The sequence below is a fragment of the Amycolatopsis mongoliensis genome, assembly GCF_030285665.1.
GTDB lineage: Bacteria > Actinomycetota > Actinomycetes > Mycobacteriales > Pseudonocardiaceae > Amycolatopsis > Amycolatopsis mongoliensis.
In genome coordinates this window covers 5648086-5666322 of record NZ_CP127295.1, presented here as the reverse complement: position 1 = coordinate 5666322, position 18237 = coordinate 5648086, and the positions used below count along the sequence as shown (strand labels likewise).

The 18237-nt window shown below is 71.0% G+C and carries 17 protein-coding genes; 2 read left to right on the top strand and 15 right to left on the bottom strand.

Going from position 1 to position 18237, the window contains the following annotated elements; genetic code table 11:
- Window positions 1–616 precede the first annotated feature (616 nt).
- Window positions 617–1234, top strand: coding sequence for a hypothetical protein (locus QRX60_RS27605; protein ID WP_285994341.1), 618 nt, complete (start codon window positions 617–619; stop codon window positions 1232–1234).
- 12 nt (window positions 1235–1246) lie between these two features.
- On the opposite strand, the gene QRX60_RS27600 is transcribed toward QRX60_RS27605, so the two are convergent.
- Together QRX60_RS27600 and QRX60_RS27595 are read right to left on the bottom strand one after the other, a co-directional pair.
- Window positions 1247–1588 carry an NYN domain-containing protein gene (locus QRX60_RS27600; protein ID WP_285994340.1) on the bottom strand — a complete coding sequence of 114 codons (342 nt, stop codon included), beginning with the start codon at window positions 1586–1588 and terminating at the stop codon, window positions 1247–1249.
- A 105-nt stretch (window positions 1589–1693) separates the two neighbouring features.
- Window positions 1694–2404: a hypothetical protein gene (locus QRX60_RS27595; RefSeq protein ID WP_285994339.1), complete on the bottom strand. Its 711-nt coding sequence runs from the start codon at window positions 2402–2404 to the stop codon at window positions 1694–1696.
- 142 nt (window positions 2405–2546) lie between these two features.
- Here QRX60_RS27595 and QRX60_RS27590 point away from each other — a divergent pair, with 142 nt between their 5' ends.
- Window positions 2547–3116: a TetR/AcrR family transcriptional regulator gene (locus QRX60_RS27590; RefSeq protein WP_285994338.1), complete on the top strand. Its 570-nt coding sequence runs from the start codon at window positions 2547–2549 to the stop codon at window positions 3114–3116.
- A 366-nt stretch (window positions 3117–3482) separates the two neighbouring features.
- Here QRX60_RS27590 and QRX60_RS27585 read toward each other — a convergent pair whose 3' ends face one another.
- The 13 genes from QRX60_RS27585 to pyrR all read right to left on the bottom strand — a co-directional run bounded on the left by QRX60_RS27585 (window position 3483) and on the right by pyrR (window position 18139).
- Window positions 3483–5576, bottom strand: coding sequence for a primosomal protein N' (locus QRX60_RS27585; protein ID WP_285994337.1), 2094 nt, complete (start codon window positions 5574–5576; stop codon window positions 3483–3485).
- 106 nt (window positions 5577–5682) lie between these two features.
- On the bottom strand, window positions 5683–6885 hold the full coding sequence (gene metK, locus QRX60_RS27580) for a methionine adenosyltransferase (RefSeq protein WP_286003711.1): 1203 nt from the start codon (window positions 6883–6885) through the stop codon (window positions 5683–5685).
- Between the two features lie 93 nt (window positions 6886–6978).
- On the bottom strand, window positions 6979–8199 hold the full coding sequence (gene coaBC, locus QRX60_RS27575) for a bifunctional phosphopantothenoylcysteine decarboxylase/phosphopantothenate--cysteine ligase CoaBC (protein ID WP_285994336.1): 1221 nt from the start codon (window positions 8197–8199) through the stop codon (window positions 6979–6981).
- On the bottom strand, window positions 8192–8461 hold the full coding sequence (gene rpoZ, locus QRX60_RS27570; protein WP_285994335.1) for a DNA-directed RNA polymerase subunit omega: 270 nt from the start codon (window positions 8459–8461) through the stop codon (window positions 8192–8194). Before rpoZ ends, coaBC begins: the two co-directional genes overlap by 8 nt.
- Window positions 8458–9126: a guanylate kinase gene (gene gmk / locus QRX60_RS27565; RefSeq protein ID WP_408630144.1), complete on the bottom strand. Its 669-nt coding sequence runs from the start codon at window positions 9124–9126 to the stop codon at window positions 8458–8460. The genes rpoZ and gmk overlap by 4 nt, the downstream gene beginning before the upstream one ends.
- A complete protein-coding gene (gene mihF / locus QRX60_RS27560; RefSeq protein ID WP_003096398.1) occupies window positions 9123–9440 on the bottom strand; it encodes an integration host factor, actinobacterial type in 318 nt (105 codons plus the stop codon). The genes gmk and mihF overlap by 4 nt, the downstream gene beginning before the upstream one ends.
- A gap of 107 nt (window positions 9441–9547) precedes the next feature.
- Window positions 9548–10402: an orotidine-5'-phosphate decarboxylase gene (gene pyrF, locus QRX60_RS27555; RefSeq protein WP_285994334.1), complete on the bottom strand. Its 855-nt coding sequence runs from the start codon at window positions 10400–10402 to the stop codon at window positions 9548–9550.
- Window positions 10399–13713 (bottom strand): carbamoyl-phosphate synthase large subunit, encoded by a 3315-nt coding sequence (gene carB, locus QRX60_RS27550; protein ID WP_285994333.1) that lies wholly within the window; start codon window positions 13711–13713, stop codon window positions 10399–10401. Before carB ends, pyrF begins: the two co-directional genes overlap by 4 nt.
- The gene (carA, locus tag QRX60_RS27545) at window positions 13713–14834 is read right to left on the bottom strand and encodes a glutamine-hydrolyzing carbamoyl-phosphate synthase small subunit (RefSeq protein WP_285994332.1); all 1122 of its coding nucleotides are present in this window, start codon (window positions 14832–14834) and stop codon (window positions 13713–13715) included. The genes carB and carA overlap by 1 nt, the downstream gene beginning before the upstream one ends.
- Complete coding sequence (locus QRX60_RS27540) at window positions 14831–15325, bottom strand: PH-like domain-containing protein (RefSeq protein WP_285994331.1); 495 nt, start codon at window positions 15323–15325, stop codon at window positions 14831–14833. The genes carA and QRX60_RS27540 overlap by 4 nt, the downstream gene beginning before the upstream one ends.
- Window positions 15325–16611, bottom strand: a complete 1287-nt coding sequence (locus tag QRX60_RS27535) for a dihydroorotase (RefSeq protein ID WP_285994330.1) — start codon at window positions 16609–16611, stop codon at window positions 15325–15327. Before QRX60_RS27535 ends, QRX60_RS27540 begins: the two co-directional genes overlap by 1 nt.
- Window positions 16608–17540, bottom strand: coding sequence for an aspartate carbamoyltransferase catalytic subunit (locus QRX60_RS27530; protein WP_285994329.1), 933 nt, complete (start codon window positions 17538–17540; stop codon window positions 16608–16610). The genes QRX60_RS27535 and QRX60_RS27530 overlap by 4 nt, the downstream gene beginning before the upstream one ends.
- On the bottom strand, window positions 17537–18139 hold the full coding sequence (gene pyrR / locus QRX60_RS27525; RefSeq protein WP_285994328.1) for a bifunctional pyr operon transcriptional regulator/uracil phosphoribosyltransferase PyrR: 603 nt from the start codon (window positions 18137–18139) through the stop codon (window positions 17537–17539). The genes QRX60_RS27530 and pyrR overlap by 4 nt, the downstream gene beginning before the upstream one ends.
- Window positions 18140–18237 lie beyond the last annotated feature (98 nt).

The window sequence follows — 18237 nt, the reverse complement described above, 5'->3', positions numbered from 1 at the left end:
CACCGCCACCCGATCGATGCCGTAAGTCGATCATGGCCAATCCGATCGGAGGATGCGCGCGAGAATTCCAGCCCGGCCTCGTTCCTCACCGGCACCTCGAGCACACGGTGTCGCGGCGGCCCGGCACGCCGTCCGGGGCACGGATGACGTCCTCGTCGAGGCAGTGGAGTCCGAAGGGCGTTGACGCGCGTGGCCTCGTAGTGGACCACCTGCGGTGGCTCGAACGCGAGGGTCTCACCGTGGAACGCGTAGTACTTCGAGATCTGGAGCGCTACATGGGAATACTCGGCGCCGACGTGAGCATGCCTCCGGGGCTCCGCGGTAGACCGCGGCAGGAAGTGAAAACACCCAGCGAACAGCGGCAGCGTTCCGCTGCGAACCTGGACAAGATGTTGAGAAAGAGTTTGTTCCGCTGAGAAAAGCGGGCACGAGTGTTCCGGTCGGGGCGGACTTCCCGCCGACGCGGGCGGCCCCGCTCGGGCGAGTGCGTCCCGACCGGGACACCCCGCACTCCGCTCGTCCTCCACCGCTACACGGAGAACGCGGCGCCGTGCGGGGTTCATGGCCGGTCACCGAGATACGCGGTGACCGGCCGGCCCGCGTGAAGGAGCCCTTCGTGACCAGCACGATGGATCTGCCGACCCAGCGCGACACCGACGACCCCACACCCACCCCGGACATCGAGCTCACGGCGTCCGAATTGGACGGTGCCGCCACCGACCGCGCCGTCGACGACGACACGTCGTCGACGGACCTGGGGGACACCCCGCTGGACGAACTGTCCGACGAACAGCACGCGGCATTGCACGCCCGGTGGGACGCCGAGGTCGACACCGTCATCTGGGTCGACCCGGACGAGGTGCTAATCGCCGAGAACGTGCGCACCGACAACGCCGAGGCCGACGAGGAAACCACAGCGAACTTCAAGACCCACAAGGACGGCGCGCCGCGCAGCCACATGGCCACTGCCGCCATCGCGGGCCGGGTATTCCCGGCCGGCACAGCATCCTTCCCGTTGCCTGCGCGAAGAACCCACCCGCAGCCTCCGCGGCGCCGAAGCCGTGCCACGACACTTCGGTGCCGGTCGGATCTGTCGACCGTCGCCGAGCGATCGCCTCGGCGACCAGATTCAGGGCATACGCGGACTATCAGCGGAAGATGTGATGGTCATACCCGGGCCGTAGTCGCGGCCGCTGCGACACGAACGAGCAATCCCACTCAGGGAACGGGTTAATTCGAACAAAATTCAGACCGGAGAATAGGCGAGGCGGGTGAAGTCGCCGTCGCCGAATATCAGACAGAATCCGTCGAACCGCTCGGTATAGAGCAGGTCCACCGCGTCGATGATCATCGCAGCGTCGGTGGCATTGTTGCCGGTGGTGTAGGAGAACTGTTGCATCGGCTGGATCGACGCGGTCAACAGCTGCTCCTTCCAACCGCGCAGGTTCGTGCCAGTCCAGTCGCCGTAAGCGCGTTTGACATGGGCAGTGCCGTACTTGGCGACCTCGGCCGGGAGCCCGTCGATGGTGGCGGGCTGGGCGTTGTCCGCGTCGATGAGCACTGCCAGCTTCGCCGCGTCGGAGTTCACCAAGAACGTTGTCCCTTCACTCCAACCCCATGACCGTCTCAGTCTCGGGCGCCAACGGGACGCTGTCGAGAGTGGACTCCCGTGCGGCCCACGGCAGCCATCGAATCACGCTGGAACAACTGCGCGCCTCCGGCTCTCCCGTGCGAGCGCAACAAAGCTCACCAGGTGCAGCGCGACGGCCAGCGGGACCGCGGCCAACGGCACCAGTACGAGCGGTAACGTCCCTGCCTGCTCGGCGGACGGCGTCACGTCGAGAACCACCCGCTGGCCGACCCCGGTCAGGAACCCGAGCGTCATGGCCACGACCAGGTCGAGCAAGCCCGTGATGTTGAGCCACAGCACGCGGCCGCTGCGGATCGCGAACGGCGCGGCCAGCCCGACCGCGATGTCGCCGAGCCCCGCGGGCAGCGCGAACGCGGCGGGGAGCTTGCCGATGATCATCGCGGCCAGGAACACGACGCCCGCGACGCGCAGCACCTGCGGCCACGCCAGCAGGCGCAGCGCACCGGGGGCGGCGAGGATCGCCTGGACGCCGGGTAGCTTGCTGGCTGTGAAGGCGAGGGCGGTCCCGACGACGAACACGAGCGGGATCCACGGTTGCTGCTGAGACGGCGGCAAGTGGAACAGCCCGGCCGCGGCCAGCGCCCAGATCACCGCGGTCCACCCGGCCCACCCGGCGCCGGCGACTGTGGCCGTGCGCGCCGCCGATCGTCTCGACTTGCCGATGGTTCGCGCGCCGCGGTAGAGCGCCACGCAGGTCACCGCGGGGATGCCCACTGCTGCCAGGAGTGTGAAGAGCCAGATGTAGATCGGCATTTGGTGTACCTCTCTTGTGAACAGCACGTCCGTTGATGAACACTCTGTTCGGTTACGTGGCCGCGGTTCAACAACCAAACCCGGGCCGATGTTCGGTACCGGACAGTCGCCGCGAACTGTCCGGGAACGGTTGAGGAGGAACATGGCCGGGCAAGACCGGCGGGTGCGCAGAACGCGTCGCATGCTCCGCGACGCGTTGTTCGAGCTCATCTTCGAGAAGGGCTATGACCGGGTCACCGTGCAGGACGTGCTGGATCGTGCCGATGTCGGCCGGTCGACGTTCTACGCGCATTACCGGGACAAGGAGGCGTTGCTGCTCGCCGCGTTTGACGACCTGAGCGCGGATTTGCGGCACGAACTCGATCCGCCGATGCCGGGTGGTCATCCCGGGCTGCTCGCCGAGGCCGTGTTCCGGTTCGCCTACGGCCGCCAGCCGGCGTTCCGGGCGTTGTGCGGCAAGCGGGGCGGCGAGATCGTCCAGCGCCACCTGCGCCGGCTGCTCACCGAACTGCTCACCGCGCACCTGCGACCGGACGCTGTGGACCTGCCCGTTCCGGCCGACGTGGTCGCCGAGTTCTGCACGAGCGCGACGCTCGGCCTGCTCGGCTGGGCCATCGACAACGGGTTTCCCCACGACGCCGAATGGCTGGCCGGAACCTACCGACGGCTGGCCGGCCCCGGTCTCACGGCCCTGCTGGCCGAACACGCCTGATCAGACCGACTTCGACGATCCGCGTCGCTTCTGATCAGCTGCCCTCATCCAGCTCAACGGCGTCCGTCTTTGTCCGGCCGTGTGACGCTGTCGCTGGAGGTGGTGGCGCCCTGGTCGTCGACGGTGAAGCGGTCGGTCAGCGGCGTTGCACCTACGGCCTTGTGGACGTCGGTAAGGCATTGCTGATGGGTGGGGCTGACCCGGCGATGCAGTGAATGACTCATTCACCTCGTCCGACGACATGAATGACTCATTCCTGTCGTCGGACCAGCCGCCGCGACCCTCGGCAGATCCAGGTCCGGTGCACCCGACGCCACGTCGGTGCGCAGGGCCAGGCCGCCGTCAACGAACCTCAGACGCGCGACACTAGATCAGGTCCAGCGGATCCAGCTGGATGCGGATCGGTTCCGTCGCCTTCTTCGCGTCCCGGCGGGCCGCCGCCGCGTGGATTGCCGCTGCCAGTGCCTTTCCTTCCGCTCGGGTGACCCGGACCAGAGCCCGCTCCCGCGAAGCGTTGCCTTCTTCGTCGATCTCACCGAGGGGTACCGGGCCCAGCACCTCGCCTGACGACGGCAGCGGCAGGTCGTCCAGGAGGCCCGCCACCGCGTCCGGGCTGCCCTCCACGCTCGCCATCCGCATCGCCGGCGGGAAGCCCAGCTCCTGGCGCTCGGCCAGCTCCTGCGCCGCGTGCCAGGCGGGATCCCAGCGGACCAGGGCCTGCACCACGGCCATGCCCGCCTCCGCCCCGACGATCACGCGGCCGCCCGCGGTGGCCGAGCGGACCAACGCGGCCGCCGCCATCCAGCGGCGCAGCGCCTCCTCCCCCGCCCGCAGGTCCTGACGGCCCAGCAACGCCCAGCCGTCCAGCAGCAGCGCCGCGCCGTAGCCGCCCTCGGCCACCGGCTCCGCTCCCGGGGTGCACACCACCAGCGCCGGCTTGCCCGGGACCGAGGCCAGCACCTCCGCCGCCCCGGACGTGCGGACCGGGATGCCCGGGAACGCGCGGCCGAGCTCCTCCGCCGTCCGCTTCGCGCCGACGATCACCGCGCGCAGGCGGACCGAGCCGCACGCCGTGCAGCGGAACGCCGTCTCCGGGACGCCGCACCAGCGGCACGCCGGCGGCTTCGGCTGCCCGTCCACCGAGCCGCCGGGCAGCGCCAGCGGCCCGGCGCAGCGGCGGCAGTGCGCCGGCGTGCGGCAGTTGCCGCAGGCCAGGCCCGGCACGTACCCCCGCCGCGGCACCTGGACCAGCGTCGGCAGGCCCGCCGCAAACGCTTGCCGCGCGGCTTCGAACGCCACCGCCGGCAGCCGGGCGACGCGGGCGGCCTCGTCGCGGGCGACGTCGAAGTCCTCGCCGACCGGGGTGACGCGCGGGGCCGCCGCCCGCAGCTCCGTGCGGTCGGCCAGTACCGGCGCCGCCCAGCCCGACTCGACCAGCAGCTGCGCCTCGGCCGTCCGGGCGAACCCGCCGACCAGCAGCGACACCTTCGCTGCGTGCGCGCGGTCCATCAGCACGTCCCGGACGTGCGGGTAGGGCGCGTGCTGGTCGAGGTGCAGGTCGTCGCCGTCGTCCCAGACGACGAACAGCCCCGGGTCGTGGACCGGCGCGAACATCGCCGCCCGCGTCCCGACCACCACTCGCACCGCGCCGCGCAGCACCGCCAGCCAGCGCCGGTAGCGCTCGGCGGGCCCGAGGCCGGCGATCAGCGCCACCACGGCCTCTTCGCCCACCAGCTCGGCACACGCCTCGTGCACCCGGGTCAGGTCGCGGTGGTCGGGAACCACCAGAACCGCGCCGCGGCCCGCGGCCGCCACCGTGGCCGCCGCCTCGGCCAGCCGGCGCGGCCAGTCCTCGCCCGGCAGGGCCTGCCAGACGGCGTTCGCGGGCTTGCCCTCGGCCAGCGCCTCCAGGAACGCCGGGCCACGCTGGTAGCGCGCCCAGGCCGCGGTGTCCGGCGCGGCCGGGAGGGCCGCGGGCGGCAGGGCGGGCTCGCCCTCGGCCTTCGCGTGCCGCGGCGGGATCGCCAGGCGCAGGACGTCCGACAGCGTGCCGCCGTAGCGGTCGGCGACCGCCCGGCACAGCACGTGCAGCGACGGCGGCAGCACCTGCTCCGGCGACGTCACGCGGTCGAGGAACGCCAGCTTGCTGCCGTAGTCACTGGTCTCGCCCCGCTCGATCAGGTAGCCGTCGACGAGCTGCCCGGCGAACCGGACGCGCACCCGGCAGCCGGGCACGGCGGTCTCGTGCAGCTTCTCCGGCACGAGGTAGTCGAACGTGCGGTCCAGGTGGGCCAGCGGGATGTCGACGACGATCCGCGCGACCGGCCGCTCGGGCGCGGGCTGCTGGGCGCCCTTCGCCTTCTGCCCCGGCTTCGGCTTCCGGGCGCGCGACGGCGCCGCCTTCGCGGCGGGCGGCTTCTCCGGGAGGTCCCAGAGAGCGGCGGGCTCGGAGCTACTCACGCCGTGATCTCTACCAGACCCCTCCGACAGCCCGGACGCCAGAAGCCGTGAATGGCACATTCAGGGACTTGAAGTCCCTGAATGTGCCATTCACGGCTTTGCGGGGTCAGGCGCCGGCCGCGGCCTTGAGGGCCTCGGCGCGGGCCGTGCTCTCCCAGGGGAGGTTCAGCTCGGGCCGGCCGAAGTGGCCGTACGCCGCCGTCGGCGCGTAGATCGGACGCAGCAGGTCGAGGTCGCGGATGATCGCGGCCGGCCGGAGGTCGAAGACCTCGGTGATGGCCTGCTGGATCTTCGACGGGTCGACCGTCTCGGTCCCGAACGTCTCGACGAACAGGCCGACCGGGGCCGCCTTGCCGATCGCGTAGGCGACCTGGACCTCGGTCCGCTGGGCCAGGCCCGCGGCGACGACGTTCTTGGCCACCCAGCGCATCGCGTACGCGCCGGAACGGTCGACCTTGGACGGGTCCTTGCCGGAGAACGCGCCGCCACCGTGGCGGGCCATGCCGCCGTAGGTGTCGACGATGATCTTGCGGCCGGTCAGGCCGGCGTCGCCCATCGGGCCGCCGATGACGAAGCGGCCGGTCGGGTTGACCAGCAGCCGCGCGCCGGAGGTTTCGATGCCCAGGCCCTCGAGCTCGGGGCCGACGACGTGCTCCTTGACGTCGACGCTGAGCATCCGGTCCAGGTCGATGCCGTCGGCGTGCTGCGAGGACACGACGACCGTGTCGAGGCGCACCGGCTGGTCGCCGGCGTACTCGATGGTCACCTGGGTCTTGCCGTCCGGGCGCAGGTACGGCAGCACGCCGTCCTTCCGGACCGCGGTCAGGCGCTTCGAGAGCCGGTGCGCGAGGGCGATCGGCAGCGGCATCAGCTCGGGGGTGTCCGAGCAGGCGTAGCCGAACATCAGGCCCTGGTCGCCGGCGCCCTGGCGGTTGATCTCGTCCTCGTCCGATTCGACGCGGGACTCGTAAGCGGTGTCGACGCCCTGCGCGATGTCGGCCGACTGCGACCCGATCGCGACGTTGACGCCGCACGAGTTGCCGTCGAAGCCCTTGGCGGAGGAGTCGTAGCCGATCCGCAGGATGACGTCGCGGACGATCGTCGGGATGTCGGCGTAGGCCTCGGTCGTCACCTCGCCGGCGACGTGCACCTGGCCGGTGGTGATCAGGGTCTCGACCGCGACGCGGCTGCGCGGGTCCTTCGACAGCAGGCCGTCGAGGATCGAGTCGCTGATCGCATCGCAAATCTTGTCGGGGTGCCCTTCGGTCACCGACTCCGAGGTGAACAATCTGCTGCTAGACGCGGTCACCGTAGCCGTCACTTCCTCACCTAGACGTCGGATGCCCCGTAACTTAGGCACCCCTTACCTGTGCAAGCGTACTGACTATCGCTCGGGGGACGGTCAACGCTTCATGAAGCTCACAACAGCGTCCCACAGAGTGGACGCCAGTTCAGCCTTCGCGCCGAGAGGTATGGGGATTTCCGTGCCGTCGGAGCCGAGCAGCCAGCCCGAATTGTCCTCTGTGCCGAACGCCTTGCCGTCGCCGACCGCGTTGACGACCAGCAGGTCGGCACCCTTGCGCTTGAGCTTGACACGGGCGTGGTCGAGGACGTCGCCGTGCTCGTCGCCGGTTTCCGCGGCGAATCCCACGACCACCTGGCCCGGCCGCCGGTTCCGCACCAATTCGGCCAGGATGTCCGCATTGCGGTCGAGCGTGATGACCGGGTCCGGCTGGTCGTCGGACTTCTTGATCTTGTGCTCGGCCCGGTTCGCCGGCCGGAAGTCGGCGACGGCGGCGGCCATCACGACGACGTCGGCGCTTTCGGACGCCGCGTGCACCGCCTGACGCAGCTCCTCGGCCGTCGAGACGTGCTCCACGGTCGCCCCCGCCGGGTCCGGCAGCGCGACGGTGTGCGCGGTGACCAGGGTGACCTCGGCGCCGCGCTGGGCGGCGACCCGGGCCAGCGCGTAGCCCTGCTTGCCGGACGAGCGGTTGCCCAGGTAACGAACCGGGTCGAGCGGCTCGCGCGTCCCACCGGCCGAGACGACCACGCGGACGCCTTCGAGGTCGCGGGGCAGGGCGTCCGGCCGGGCCAGCAGCAGCCGGGCGAGGTCGACGATCTCGGCGGGGTTCGCGAGGCGGCCCTTGCCGGTGTCGACGCCGGTGAGGCGTCCCGAGTCGGGCTCGGTGACGATCGCGCCGCGCGAGCGCAGCAGGGCCACGTTGTCGCGGGTCGCGGGGTGCTCCCACATCTCCGTGTGCATCGCCGGGAAGAAGGCGACCGGGCACCGGGCGGTGAGCAGGGTGTTCGTCAGCAGGTCGTCGGCCAGGCCGTGCGCAGCCTTGGCGAGGAGGTTCGCGGTGGCCGGGACGACCAGGACGAGGTCGGCTTCCTTGCCGACGCGGACGTGCTGGACCTCGGGCACCTCGGTGAACACGCCGGTGTGCACCGGGTGCCCGGAGAGGGCTTCGAAGGTGGCCGCGCCGACGAAGTTCAGCGCGGCCTCGGTGGGGACCACGCGGACGTCGTGACCGGACTCGGTCAGTCCGCGCAGCACCTCACAGGCCTTGTAGGCGGCGATGCCGCCGCCCACGCCCAGGACGACCTTGGGTTTACTCACCCTCGGTGTGCTCGAGCAGGCCACCGTGGATCTCGCGCAGCGCGATCGAGAGCGGCTTCTCGCGCGGGCCCGGCTCGACGAGCGGGCCGACGTACTCGAGCAGGCCCTCGCCCAGCTGGGCGTAGTAGTCGTTGATCTGGCGGGCACGCTTGGCCGCGTAGATCACCAGCGCGTACTTCGAGCTGACCTTCTCGAGGAGGTCGTCGATCGGCGGGTTGGTGATGCCCTCGAGCTCTTCGTGCAGGGTCGCCTGAGTCGTCACTCGTGGTGCTCCGAATCCTGTGGATTACCGGCGGCAAGCTGCTCGCCGGTAATCAAGCTTAGCAAGTGCTCAGCGGCCTCCCGCACGTCGGCGTTGACGACGCGGTGGTCGAACTCGCCGGCGGCGGCCAGCTCACGCTCCGCTTCCGCCAGCCGGGCCTGCACGGCGGCCTCGTTCTCGGTGCCGCGCCCGGTGAGCCGGCCGACCAGCTCCTCCCAGGACGGCGGCATCAGCATCACCAGCCGGGCCTCCGGCATCGCCTTGCGGACCTGGCGGGCCCCCTGCAGCTCGATCTCGAGGATCGCCGGGCGGCCCTCGGCGAGGGCCTTCTCGACCGGTTCACGCGGAGTGCCGTAGCAGTTGCCGGCGAACTCGGCCCACTCCAGGAGCCGGCCGTCGGCGACCATCGCGTCGAACTCGGCGCGGCCGACGAAGTGGTAGTGCGCGCCCTCGACTTCGCCGGGGCGGGGCTTGCGCGTGGTCACCGAGACGCTGAAGTAGATGTCGGGCTCCAGCTTCCGCAGCTCGCCCACCACGCTCGACTTCCCGACCCCGGAAGGCCCCGATACGACGGTGAGCCGGTGCCGGGAGATGTCCCCCGCCACCGGCTCACTGCCGCGGTCGGTGCCCCGGCTCGCCGGGTAGTCCTGACCGACGCCGCTCACTCGCCGCTGAACTCGGCCAGCAGCGCCTTGCGCTGCCGGTCGCCGAGGCCACGAAGGCGACGGCTGGGGGCGATCTCCAGTCGTTCCATGGTCTGCTGCGCGCGGACCTTGCCGACGCCCGGGAGGGCCTCGAGCAGAGCCGAAACCTTCATCTTGCCGAGGACTTCGTTCTCCTCGGCCTGCTTCAGCACGTCGACCAGAGTGGTACCGCCCCGCTTCAGCCGCTCCTTCAGCTCAGCACGGATGCGGCGGGCGGCGGCGGCCTTCTCCAGCGCCGCAGCGCGCTGTTCCTCTGTCAGCTGGGGAAGTGCCACGTTTTCCTCCGGTAGTTCTCAAATCTGGGTGGGTGACGCGACGGTACCCACCCGTGAGCACCGGCCACAATGCGGGGGTGGCTGGTGGGGGCCCGTTCCGGGGCCTGCTATTGGTCGTTTTCCTGCGGGTCGGCCAGCACTTCGGCGACTCGTTCGACCGCTTGGCGCAAAGCCGCTTGCTCCGGTCCGTGCTTCAGGATGTCCCGGGAGGACGCGGGCAGCACTCCGGGCAGGGAGATACCGAAAAGTGCCCGCAAATCGGCCGCAGTGGCTCCCTGGGCCCCGAAACCGGGCGCCAGCACCGGTCCGTTCAGCCGGGAAAGATCCAGCTCTCCCGGCGGAACGGTGGCTCCGACGACGACCCCTACATCGCCGAGCGGTCCGACGCTTGCGTTGAACGCCGCCGCTTCGTCGACGATCGCCTGCGCCACGGTGCGCCCGTCGGGCAGCTTCGCGTTCTGGACGGCGGCCGCTTCGGGGTTGGAAGTCCGCGCAAGCACGAAGATGCCGCGCCCCGCGGCGACCGCCGTTTCGGCGCATTGGGCCAAAGAGCCGAACCCGAGGTACGGCGAAACGGTGATCGCGTCGGCCGCGATCGCCGCGCCGTCGGCCACGTATGCGGCCGTGTACGCCGCCATCGTGGAGCCGATGTCGCCGCGTTTGACGTCCAGCAGCACCAGTGCGCCGGCTTCGCGCGCGGTTTCGACGACCCGTTCCAGCACGCGGACGCCCGCCGCTCCGAAACTTTCGAAGAACGCCGACTGCGGCTTCACGATCGCCGTGTGCGCCGCCAGGACCTCCGTGGCGGACAGCGCGAACCGTTCCAGGCCCGACGCGTCCACCGGGAGCCCCCAGGCCTCGATCAGGCCCGGGTGGGGATCGATCCCGGCGCACAGCGGGCCCCGGTCCGCGACGGCCTTCGCCAGCCGTGCCCCGAACCGCTCCCGCGCCGACGCCGTCACGACTTCGCCTTCAGCGCCGCCTGCAGCTCCTGCAGGGACTTGACCCCGATGTCGCCCCGGATGAGCGCCTCGATCCCGTGCACGGCCGCCGCGGCGCCCTGCACGGTCGTCACGCACGGGATGTCGCGTGACACCGCGGCGGTGCGGATCTCGTAGCCGTCGACGCGCGGACCGCTGTTGCCGTAGGGCGTGTTGATCACCATGTCGACGTCGCCGGCGAGGATGACGTCCACGATGTTCGGCTCGGCGTCGGTGGAACCCTCGTAGTGCTTGCGCACCACCGAGCACGCGACCCCGTTGCGCCGCAGCACTTCCGCCGTGCCGGACGTGGCGAGGATCTCGAAGCCGAGGTCCGCCAGCCGCTTCACCGGGAACACCATCGAGCGCTTGTCGCGGTTGGCGACCGAGACGAACACGCGCCCGGACGTCGGCAGCGAACCGTAGGCCGCGCTCTGCGACTTCGCGAACGCCTTGCCGAAGTCGACGTCGACGCCCATGACCTCGCCGGTGGACTTCATCTCCGGGCCGAGCAGCGAGTCGACGCCGTGGCCTTCGGGGGTGCGGAAGCGGTGGAAGGGCAGCACCGCTTCCTTCACCGCGACCGGCGAATCGGCCGGCATCTGCCCGCCGTCGCCGTCGGCCGGGAGCACGCCGTTCTCGCGCAGGTCCTTGATCGTCGAGCCGGTCATGATCAGCGCGGCGGCCTTCGCCAGCGGCACGGCCGTCGCCTTGGACACGAACGGCACCGTGCGCGACGCGCGCGGGTTGGCCTCCAGGACGTACAGGACGTCGTCCTTGAGCGCGTACTGGACGTTCAGGAGCCCGCGTACGCCCACCCCGCGGGCGATCGCCTCGGTGGAGCGGCGGACGGCCTGCAGGTCGGTGTGCCCGAGCGTGATCGGCGGCAGCGCGCACGACGAGTCGCCGGAGTGGATCCCGGCTTCCTCGATGTGCTCCATGACGCCGCCGAGGTAGAGCTCCTCGCCGTCGAACAGCGCGTCGACGTCGATCTCGATGGCGTCGTCGAGGAACCGGTCCACGAGCACCGGGTGCTCGGGGGTGATCTCGGTGGCGCGGCTGATGTAGCCGGCCAGCGTCTCCTCGTCGTAGACGATCTCCATGCCGCGCCCGCCGAGCACGTACGACGGCCGGACGAGCACCGGGTAGCCGATCTCGTCGGCGATCCGCTTGGCGCCCTCGAAGGACGTCGCCGTGCCGTAGCGCGGTGCGGGCAGCCCGGCGTCGGTGAGCACCTCGCCGAACGCCCCGCGGTCCTCGGCCAGGTGGATGGCCTCCGGCGGCGTCCCGACCACCGGGACACCGGCGTCCGCGAGCCGCTTCGCCAGGCCCAGCGGGGTCTGCCCGCCGAGCTGGACGATGACTCCGGCGACCGTGCCCGACGCCTGCTCGGCGTGCACGACCTCGAGGACGTCCTCGAAGGACAGCGGCTCGAAGTACAGCCGGTCGGACGTGTCGTAGTCGGTGGACACGGTTTCCGGGTTGCAGTTGACCATGACGGCCTCGAAGCCGGCCTCCCGCAACGCGATCGCCGCGTGCACGCAGGAGTAGTCGAACTCGATGCCCTGGCCGATCCGGTTCGGGCCGGAGCCGAGGATGAGCACCTTCGGCTTTTCGGTCTGGGCGGCCACTTCGGACTGCGCCTCGGGGTCGGACTCGTAGGCCGAGTAGTGGTACGGCGTCTTGGCGGCGAACTCGGCCGCGCAGGTGTCCACGGTCTTGAACACCGGCCGCACGCCGAGGCGGTGGCGCAGCGCGCGGACGCCGTCTTCGCCCGCGAGCTCCGGGCGCAGCGCGGCGATCTGACGGTCGGACAGGCCCGTGCGCTTGGCGCGGCGCAGCAGGTCCCCGTCCAGCACCGGCGCGTCGCGGACCTCGGCGCCGACCTCGCCGATGAGGGCGACCTGGTCGATGAACCACGGGTCGATGCCGGAGGCCTCGTGCACCTGCTCGACGGTGGCGCCCAGGCGCAGCGCGCGTTCCACTTCGTACAGCCGGCCCTCGTGCGGCGTGCGCAGCGAGTCCAAAGTGGACTCCAGCGTCGCGCCCTCGGGGTCGGGCAGTGTCCAGAACCCGGTCGCCTTCGTCTCGATCGAGCGCATCACCTTGCCGAGCGCCTCGGGGAAGCTGCGGCCGAACGACATCGCCTCGCCGACGCTCTTCATCGTCGTGGTCAACGTCGGGTCGGCGCCCGGGAACTTCTCGAACGCGAACCGCGGCATCTTCACGACGACGTAGTCCAGCGTGGGCTCGAACGCCGCCGGGGTCTCACCGGTGATGTCGTTCTGGATCTCGTCGAGCGTGTAGCCGATGGCGAGCTTCGCGGCGATCTTGGCGATCGGGAAGCCGGTCGCCTTCGACGCCAGCGCGGACGACCGCGACACCCGCGGGTTCATCTCGATGACGACCATCCGGCCGTCGGCCGGGTTGATCGCGAACTGGATGTTGCAGCCGCCGGTGTCGACGCCGACCTCGCGCAGGACGGCGATGCCGACGTCGCGCATCACCTGGTACTCGCGGTCGGTGAGGGTCATGGTCGGCGCCACGGTGACCGAGTCGCCGGTGTGCACGCCCATCGCGTCGATGTTCTCGATCGAGCAGACGACCACGACGTTGTCGTGCTTGTCGCGCATCAGCTCGAGCTCGTACTCCTTCCAGCCGAGCACGCTCTCCTCGATGAGCACCTCGGTGACCGGCGACTCGGTGAGCCCGGTGGAAGCGAGCCGCTCGAGGTCCTCGGGCGTGTGCGCCATGCCGGAGCCGAGCCCGCCCATGGTGAACGACGGCCGGATGACGACCGGCAGGCCCAAGTCCTCGACGGTCGCGCGGACCTCGTCCATGTCGTGGCAGACGCGGGAGCGCGGGACCTCGGCGCCGATGGTGCGCACGATGTCCTTGAACTTCTGCCGGTCCTCGCCGCGCTGGATGGCGTCGATGTCGGCGCCGATCAGCTCGACGCCGTACTTGTCGAGCACACCGCGCTCGTGCAGCGCGACCGCGCAGTTCAGCGCGGTCTGCCCGCCCAGCGTGGCGAGCAGCGCGTCGGGACGCTCTTCGGCGATGACCTTCTCGACGAAGTCCGGCGTCACCGGCTCGATGTAGGTGGCGTCGGCGAACTCCGGGTCGGTCATGATGGTGGCCGGGTTCGAGTTCACCAGGGACACGCGCAGGCCTTCGCTGCGCAGCACCCGGCAGGCCTGGGTGCCGGAGTAGTCGAACTCCGCGGCCTGCCCGATCACGATCGGCCCGGAGCCGATCACCAGCACGTGCTGGATGTCCGTCCTCTTCGGCATCAGGCCTTCTTCTCCATGAGCGAAACGAAATCGTCGAACAGGGGCGCCGCGTCGTGCGGACCGGCCGCGGCTTCGGGGTGGTACTGCACCGAGAACGCCGGGACGTCGAGGGCGCGCACGCCCTCCACCGTGTCGTCGTTGGGGCAGTAGTGGCTGATCTCCGCGGCACCGAACGGCGACTCGAAGCGCTGGCCCGGCTCGCCTTCCAGGGCGAAGCCGTGGTTCTGCGCGGTGATCGCGACCCGCCTGGTCGCGACGTCGATCACCGGGATGTTGATCCCGCGGTGGCCGTAGCGCATCTTGTACGTCCCCAGGCCGAGCGCGCGGCCGAGGACCTGGTTGCCGAAGCAGATGCCGAACAGCGGGATCTCGCGGCCGAGGACCTGCTTGGTCAGCTCGGTCGCGTGCACCGTGGTGGCCGGGTCGCCCGGGCCGTTGGAGAGGAACACGCCGTCCGGCTCGATCGCCAGCAGCTCGTCCAAGGTCGACGTCGAGGGCAGGACGTGCACCTCGATGCCGCGCTTGATCATCTGGCGCGGGGTGTTGGACTTGATGCCCAGGTCCAGCGCGACCACCCGGAACCGGGTCTCCCCTTCGGGCGAGACGACGTACGGCTTCGGCGTGCTGACCTGGCCGGCCAGGTCGGCGCCCTCCATCTTCGGGCTCGCCAGCACCTCGGCGACCATGTCGTCGACGGTGCCCAGCGCGTCGCCGGAGAACACCCCGGCGCGCATCGCGCCGAGCTCGCGCAGGTGCCGGGTGAGCGAGCGGGTGTCGACCTCGGCGATGCCGACGATCCCCTGGCGCACCAGCTCGTCGTCCAGCGTGCGCTTCGAGCGCCAGTTGGACGGCGTGCGCGCGGGGTCGCGCACCACGTAACCGTTGACCCAGATCTTCGAGGACTCGTCGTCCTCGTCGTTCCAGCCGGTGTTGCCGATCTGCGGCGCGGTCTGCACCACGATCTGCCCGTGGTAGGACGGGTCGGTCAGCGTCTCCTGGTAGCCGGTCATGCCGGTGCAGAACACCGCCTCGCCGAGGGTTCGCCCCTGCGCGCCGTAGGCAGCGCCGCGGAACACCCGGCCGTCTTCGAGTACCAGTGCGGCCTGAGCGCGCGCGTTCACTGGGCACCTCCCTTGATCTTGAGCTGTTCGATCCACTGTGGATAGTCGTCGAGTTCGTCGCCGCGGAAGCCGGTGTCGAGCTCGGTGTCCCCGGCCCGCCAGGTGAGCACCAGCAGCGCGTCGGTGCCCATCACCTTCCCGGCGATCTTCGTGTCGCGCCGGACGCCGGTGATCGCTTCGCGCGGGATCCAGAAGTCGGGCGCTCCCCCGCGTTCGACGGCGACGCCGCCGCCGTGCAGCCGCAGGACCGCGCCGGTGCGCAGCCCCGCGCCGCGGGTGACGACCCGGTTCTGCCACTCCCCCGCGAACGTCGTGGCGACGTAGACGCCGGTGGACTCCAGCAGCGCCTCGCCCGCGTCTTCGGGGACGGCGGGGAACGGCGGCACCTGCACGCTCTGCGAGCGCGCCTTGCGCCGCCAGCCCACGTACATGCCCCAGAGGCAGAGCAGGAAGAAGGCGACGATCGCCAGCACCAGCCAAAGGCGTTCCATCAGCAGATCTTCCCGTCCCGGGCGGTGACCCGCCCGCGCAGCAGCGTGGCGGTCACCACGCCGGGCAGCCGCATTCCCTCGTACGGGGTGTTGGCGGCGATGCTGGCGAGCTCCGCGCCCCGCACCGTCCACTCGGCGTCCGGGTCGACCAGGGTCAGGTTCGCCGGCTCGCCGGCCGCGATCGGGCGGCCCTGGTCGGCCAGGTTCCCGATCTCCGCGGGGCGCTCGCTCATGACCCGGGCGACGCCGCGCCAGTCGAGCAGCCCGGTGCGGACCATGGTCTCGGCCACGATGGACAGTGCGGTCTGCAGCCCGAGCATGCCCGGCCGGGCCGCGCTCCACTCGGTGTCCTTGTCCTGCACCGCGTGCGGCGCGTGGTCGGTGGCGACGCAGTCGATGACGCCCTCGGCCAGCGCGGTCCGCAGCCTTTCGGCGTCGGACTCCGTGCGCAGCGGCGGGTTCACCTTGTTCACCGGGTCGTAGGTGGCCAGGCGCTCGTCGGTGAGCAGCAGGTGGTGCGGGGTGACCTCGGCCGACACCTTCGTGCCGCGGTCCTTCGCCCAGCGCAGCACGTCCGCCGTCCCCGAGGTGGAGACGTGGCAGACGTGCAGCCGCGCGTTCGCGTGCAGCGCGAGCAGGCAGTCGCGCGCCACGATGGACTCCTCCGCGGCGGCGGGCCAGCCGGTGTAGCCCAGCCGGGCCGCGCGCTCGCCTTCGTGCGCCTGGGCGCCGACGGTCAGCCGCGGCTCCTCCGCGTGCTGCGCGATGACCACGTCCAGCGCGGTCGAGTACTCCAGCGCGCGGCGCATCAGCAGCGGGTCGGCGACGCAGAGACCGTCGTCGGAGAACACCTTGACCCGCGCCTGCGACGCCGCCATCGTGCCCAGCTCGGCGAGCTTCTCGCCCTTGAGCCCGACGGTGACCGCGCCGACCGGGTGGACGTCGACCAGGCCTACCTCCTGCCCACGCCGCCACACGTGGTCGACGATCACGGCGTTGTCGGCGACCGGGTCGGTGTTGGCCATGGCGAACACCGCGGTGTAGCCGCCGAGCGCCGCCGCGGCCGAGCCGGAATCGATCGTCTCGGTGTCTTCCCGGCCGGGTTCGCGCAGGTGGGTGTGCAGGTCGACGAAGCCCGGCAGCAGCACCTGACCGGCCGCTTCGATGACTTCGGCGCCTTCGGGGACCTGGACGGCGCCGATCGCGGTGATCACCCCGTCCTCGATCAGGACGTCGACCGGGTCGCCCTCGCCGTAGGGGCGCGCGCCCTTGATCACGGTGCTCACGCGGTGGCTCCTTCGCTGGCCAGGAGGTGGTAGAGGACCGCCATGCGCACGTGGACGCCGTTGCGGACCTGTTCGGTGATGGCCGAGGCCGGGGAGTCGGCGACCGCGCTCGCGATCTCCATCCCGCGCAGCATCGGGCCGGGGTGCAGGACGACCGCGTGGTCCGGCAGCAGCTTCTGCCGCCGTTCCGAAAGGCCGTACGCGATCGAATACTCGCGTGCACTCGGGAAGAACCCGCCGTGCATGCGTTCCGCTTGGACCCGCAGCATCATGACCGCGTCGACCGCGGGCAGCTCGGCGTCCAGGTCGTGCGAGACGGTGACCGGCAGGCTCTCGACGCCGTAGGGCAGCAGCGTCGGCGGCGCGACCAGCACCACCTCCGCGCCCAGTGCGGCGAGCAGGTGGATGTTCGAGCGCGCGACGCGGCTGTGCAGGACGTCCCCGACGATCGCGATGCGACGGTCCTTCAGGGACCCGAGCCGCTCCCGCAGCGTCGCCGCGTCGAGCAGCGCCTGCGTCGGGTGCTCGTGGGTGCCGTCGCCGGCGTTGACCACCGACGTGCCCGGCTCGGCGAGCCACTCCGAGAGCCGCTGGGCGGCGCCGCTGGCGGGGTGCCGGACGATCACGCAGTCGGCGCCCGCGGCGGCCAGCGTCAGGGCGGTGTCCCGCAAGGACTCCCCCTTGTTCACCGAAGAGCTGGACGCGGAGACGTTGATCACGTCCGCGCTCATCCACTTCCCGGCGATCTCGAACGACACCCGCGTGCGCGTCGAGTTCTCGTAGAACAGGGTGATCACCGTGCGGCCGCGCAGCGTCGGCAGCTTCTTGACCTCGCGGCCGAGCAGGGTGTGCTTCAGCTCGTCGGCGGTGTCCAGCACGGCGGTGGCCAGCGCCGGGTCCAGCCCGTCGGTGGCGAGCAGGTGCTTCAAGAGTCTTCTCCCGGTGCTTCTTCGGTCGCGCGGAGCAGGACCGCGTCGCGGCCGTCGATCTCGGCCAGCAGGACGGACACGCCCTCGGTGCGCGCGGTCGGCACGTTCTTGCCCACGTAGTCGGCGCGGATCGGCAGCTCGCGGTGTCCCCGGTCGACCAGCACGGCCAACTGCACCGCGCGGGGGCGGCCGTGATCACGGAGGGCGTCGAGCGCGGCCCGGATCGTCCGGCCGGAGAAGAGCACGTCATCGACCAGGATCACCACCCGGTCGTCGATGCCGTCGGCGGGCAGCTGCGTCTGTTCGAGCGCGCGCGGCGGGCGGCGGCGGAGGTCGTCCCGGTAGAGGGTGACGTCGAGGGCGCCGGTCGGCGGCCGGACCCCGGAGAACTCGCCGATCTTGTCGGCCAGCCGGGCGGCCAGCGGCGTGCCGCGGGAGGGGATACCGAGCAACACGGGCGGGGTAGTGCTCTCCGCACCGTTCGCGGTCTTTTCGATGACCTGATGGGCCATTCGGGCGATCGTGCGCGCGACATCGCCGGCCGTCAGGAGCTCGCGCTCCCCGGCCGAACCAGCCGCGCCACGCGGACGTGACGACACTTCTGACTCCTTCCCCGCCTCACCGGACGGGTCCTTAAAGGACGTCTGTTCCCCTGCTGGTCGGGGCTTTCCCACCGACAGTAGCAGGCACTTTGCTC

Excerpts from the sequence above, each read along its gene's own strand:
- QRX60_RS27540 (WP_285994331.1), bottom strand. The coding sequence starts at position 15,325 with ATGGAACGCCTTTGGCTGGTGCTGGCGATCGTCGCCTTCTTCCTGCTC.
- carB (WP_285994333.1), bottom strand. The coding sequence starts at position 13,713 with ATGCCGAAGAGGACGGACATCCAGCACGTGCTGGTGATCGGCTCCGGG.
- QRX60_RS27590 (WP_285994338.1), top strand. The coding sequence starts at position 2,547 with ATGGCCGGGCAAGACCGGCGGGTGCGCAGAACGCGTCGCATGCTCCGC.
- QRX60_RS27595 (WP_285994339.1), bottom strand. The coding sequence starts at position 2,404 with ATGCCGATCTACATCTGGCTCTTCACACTCCTGGCAGCAGTGGGCATC.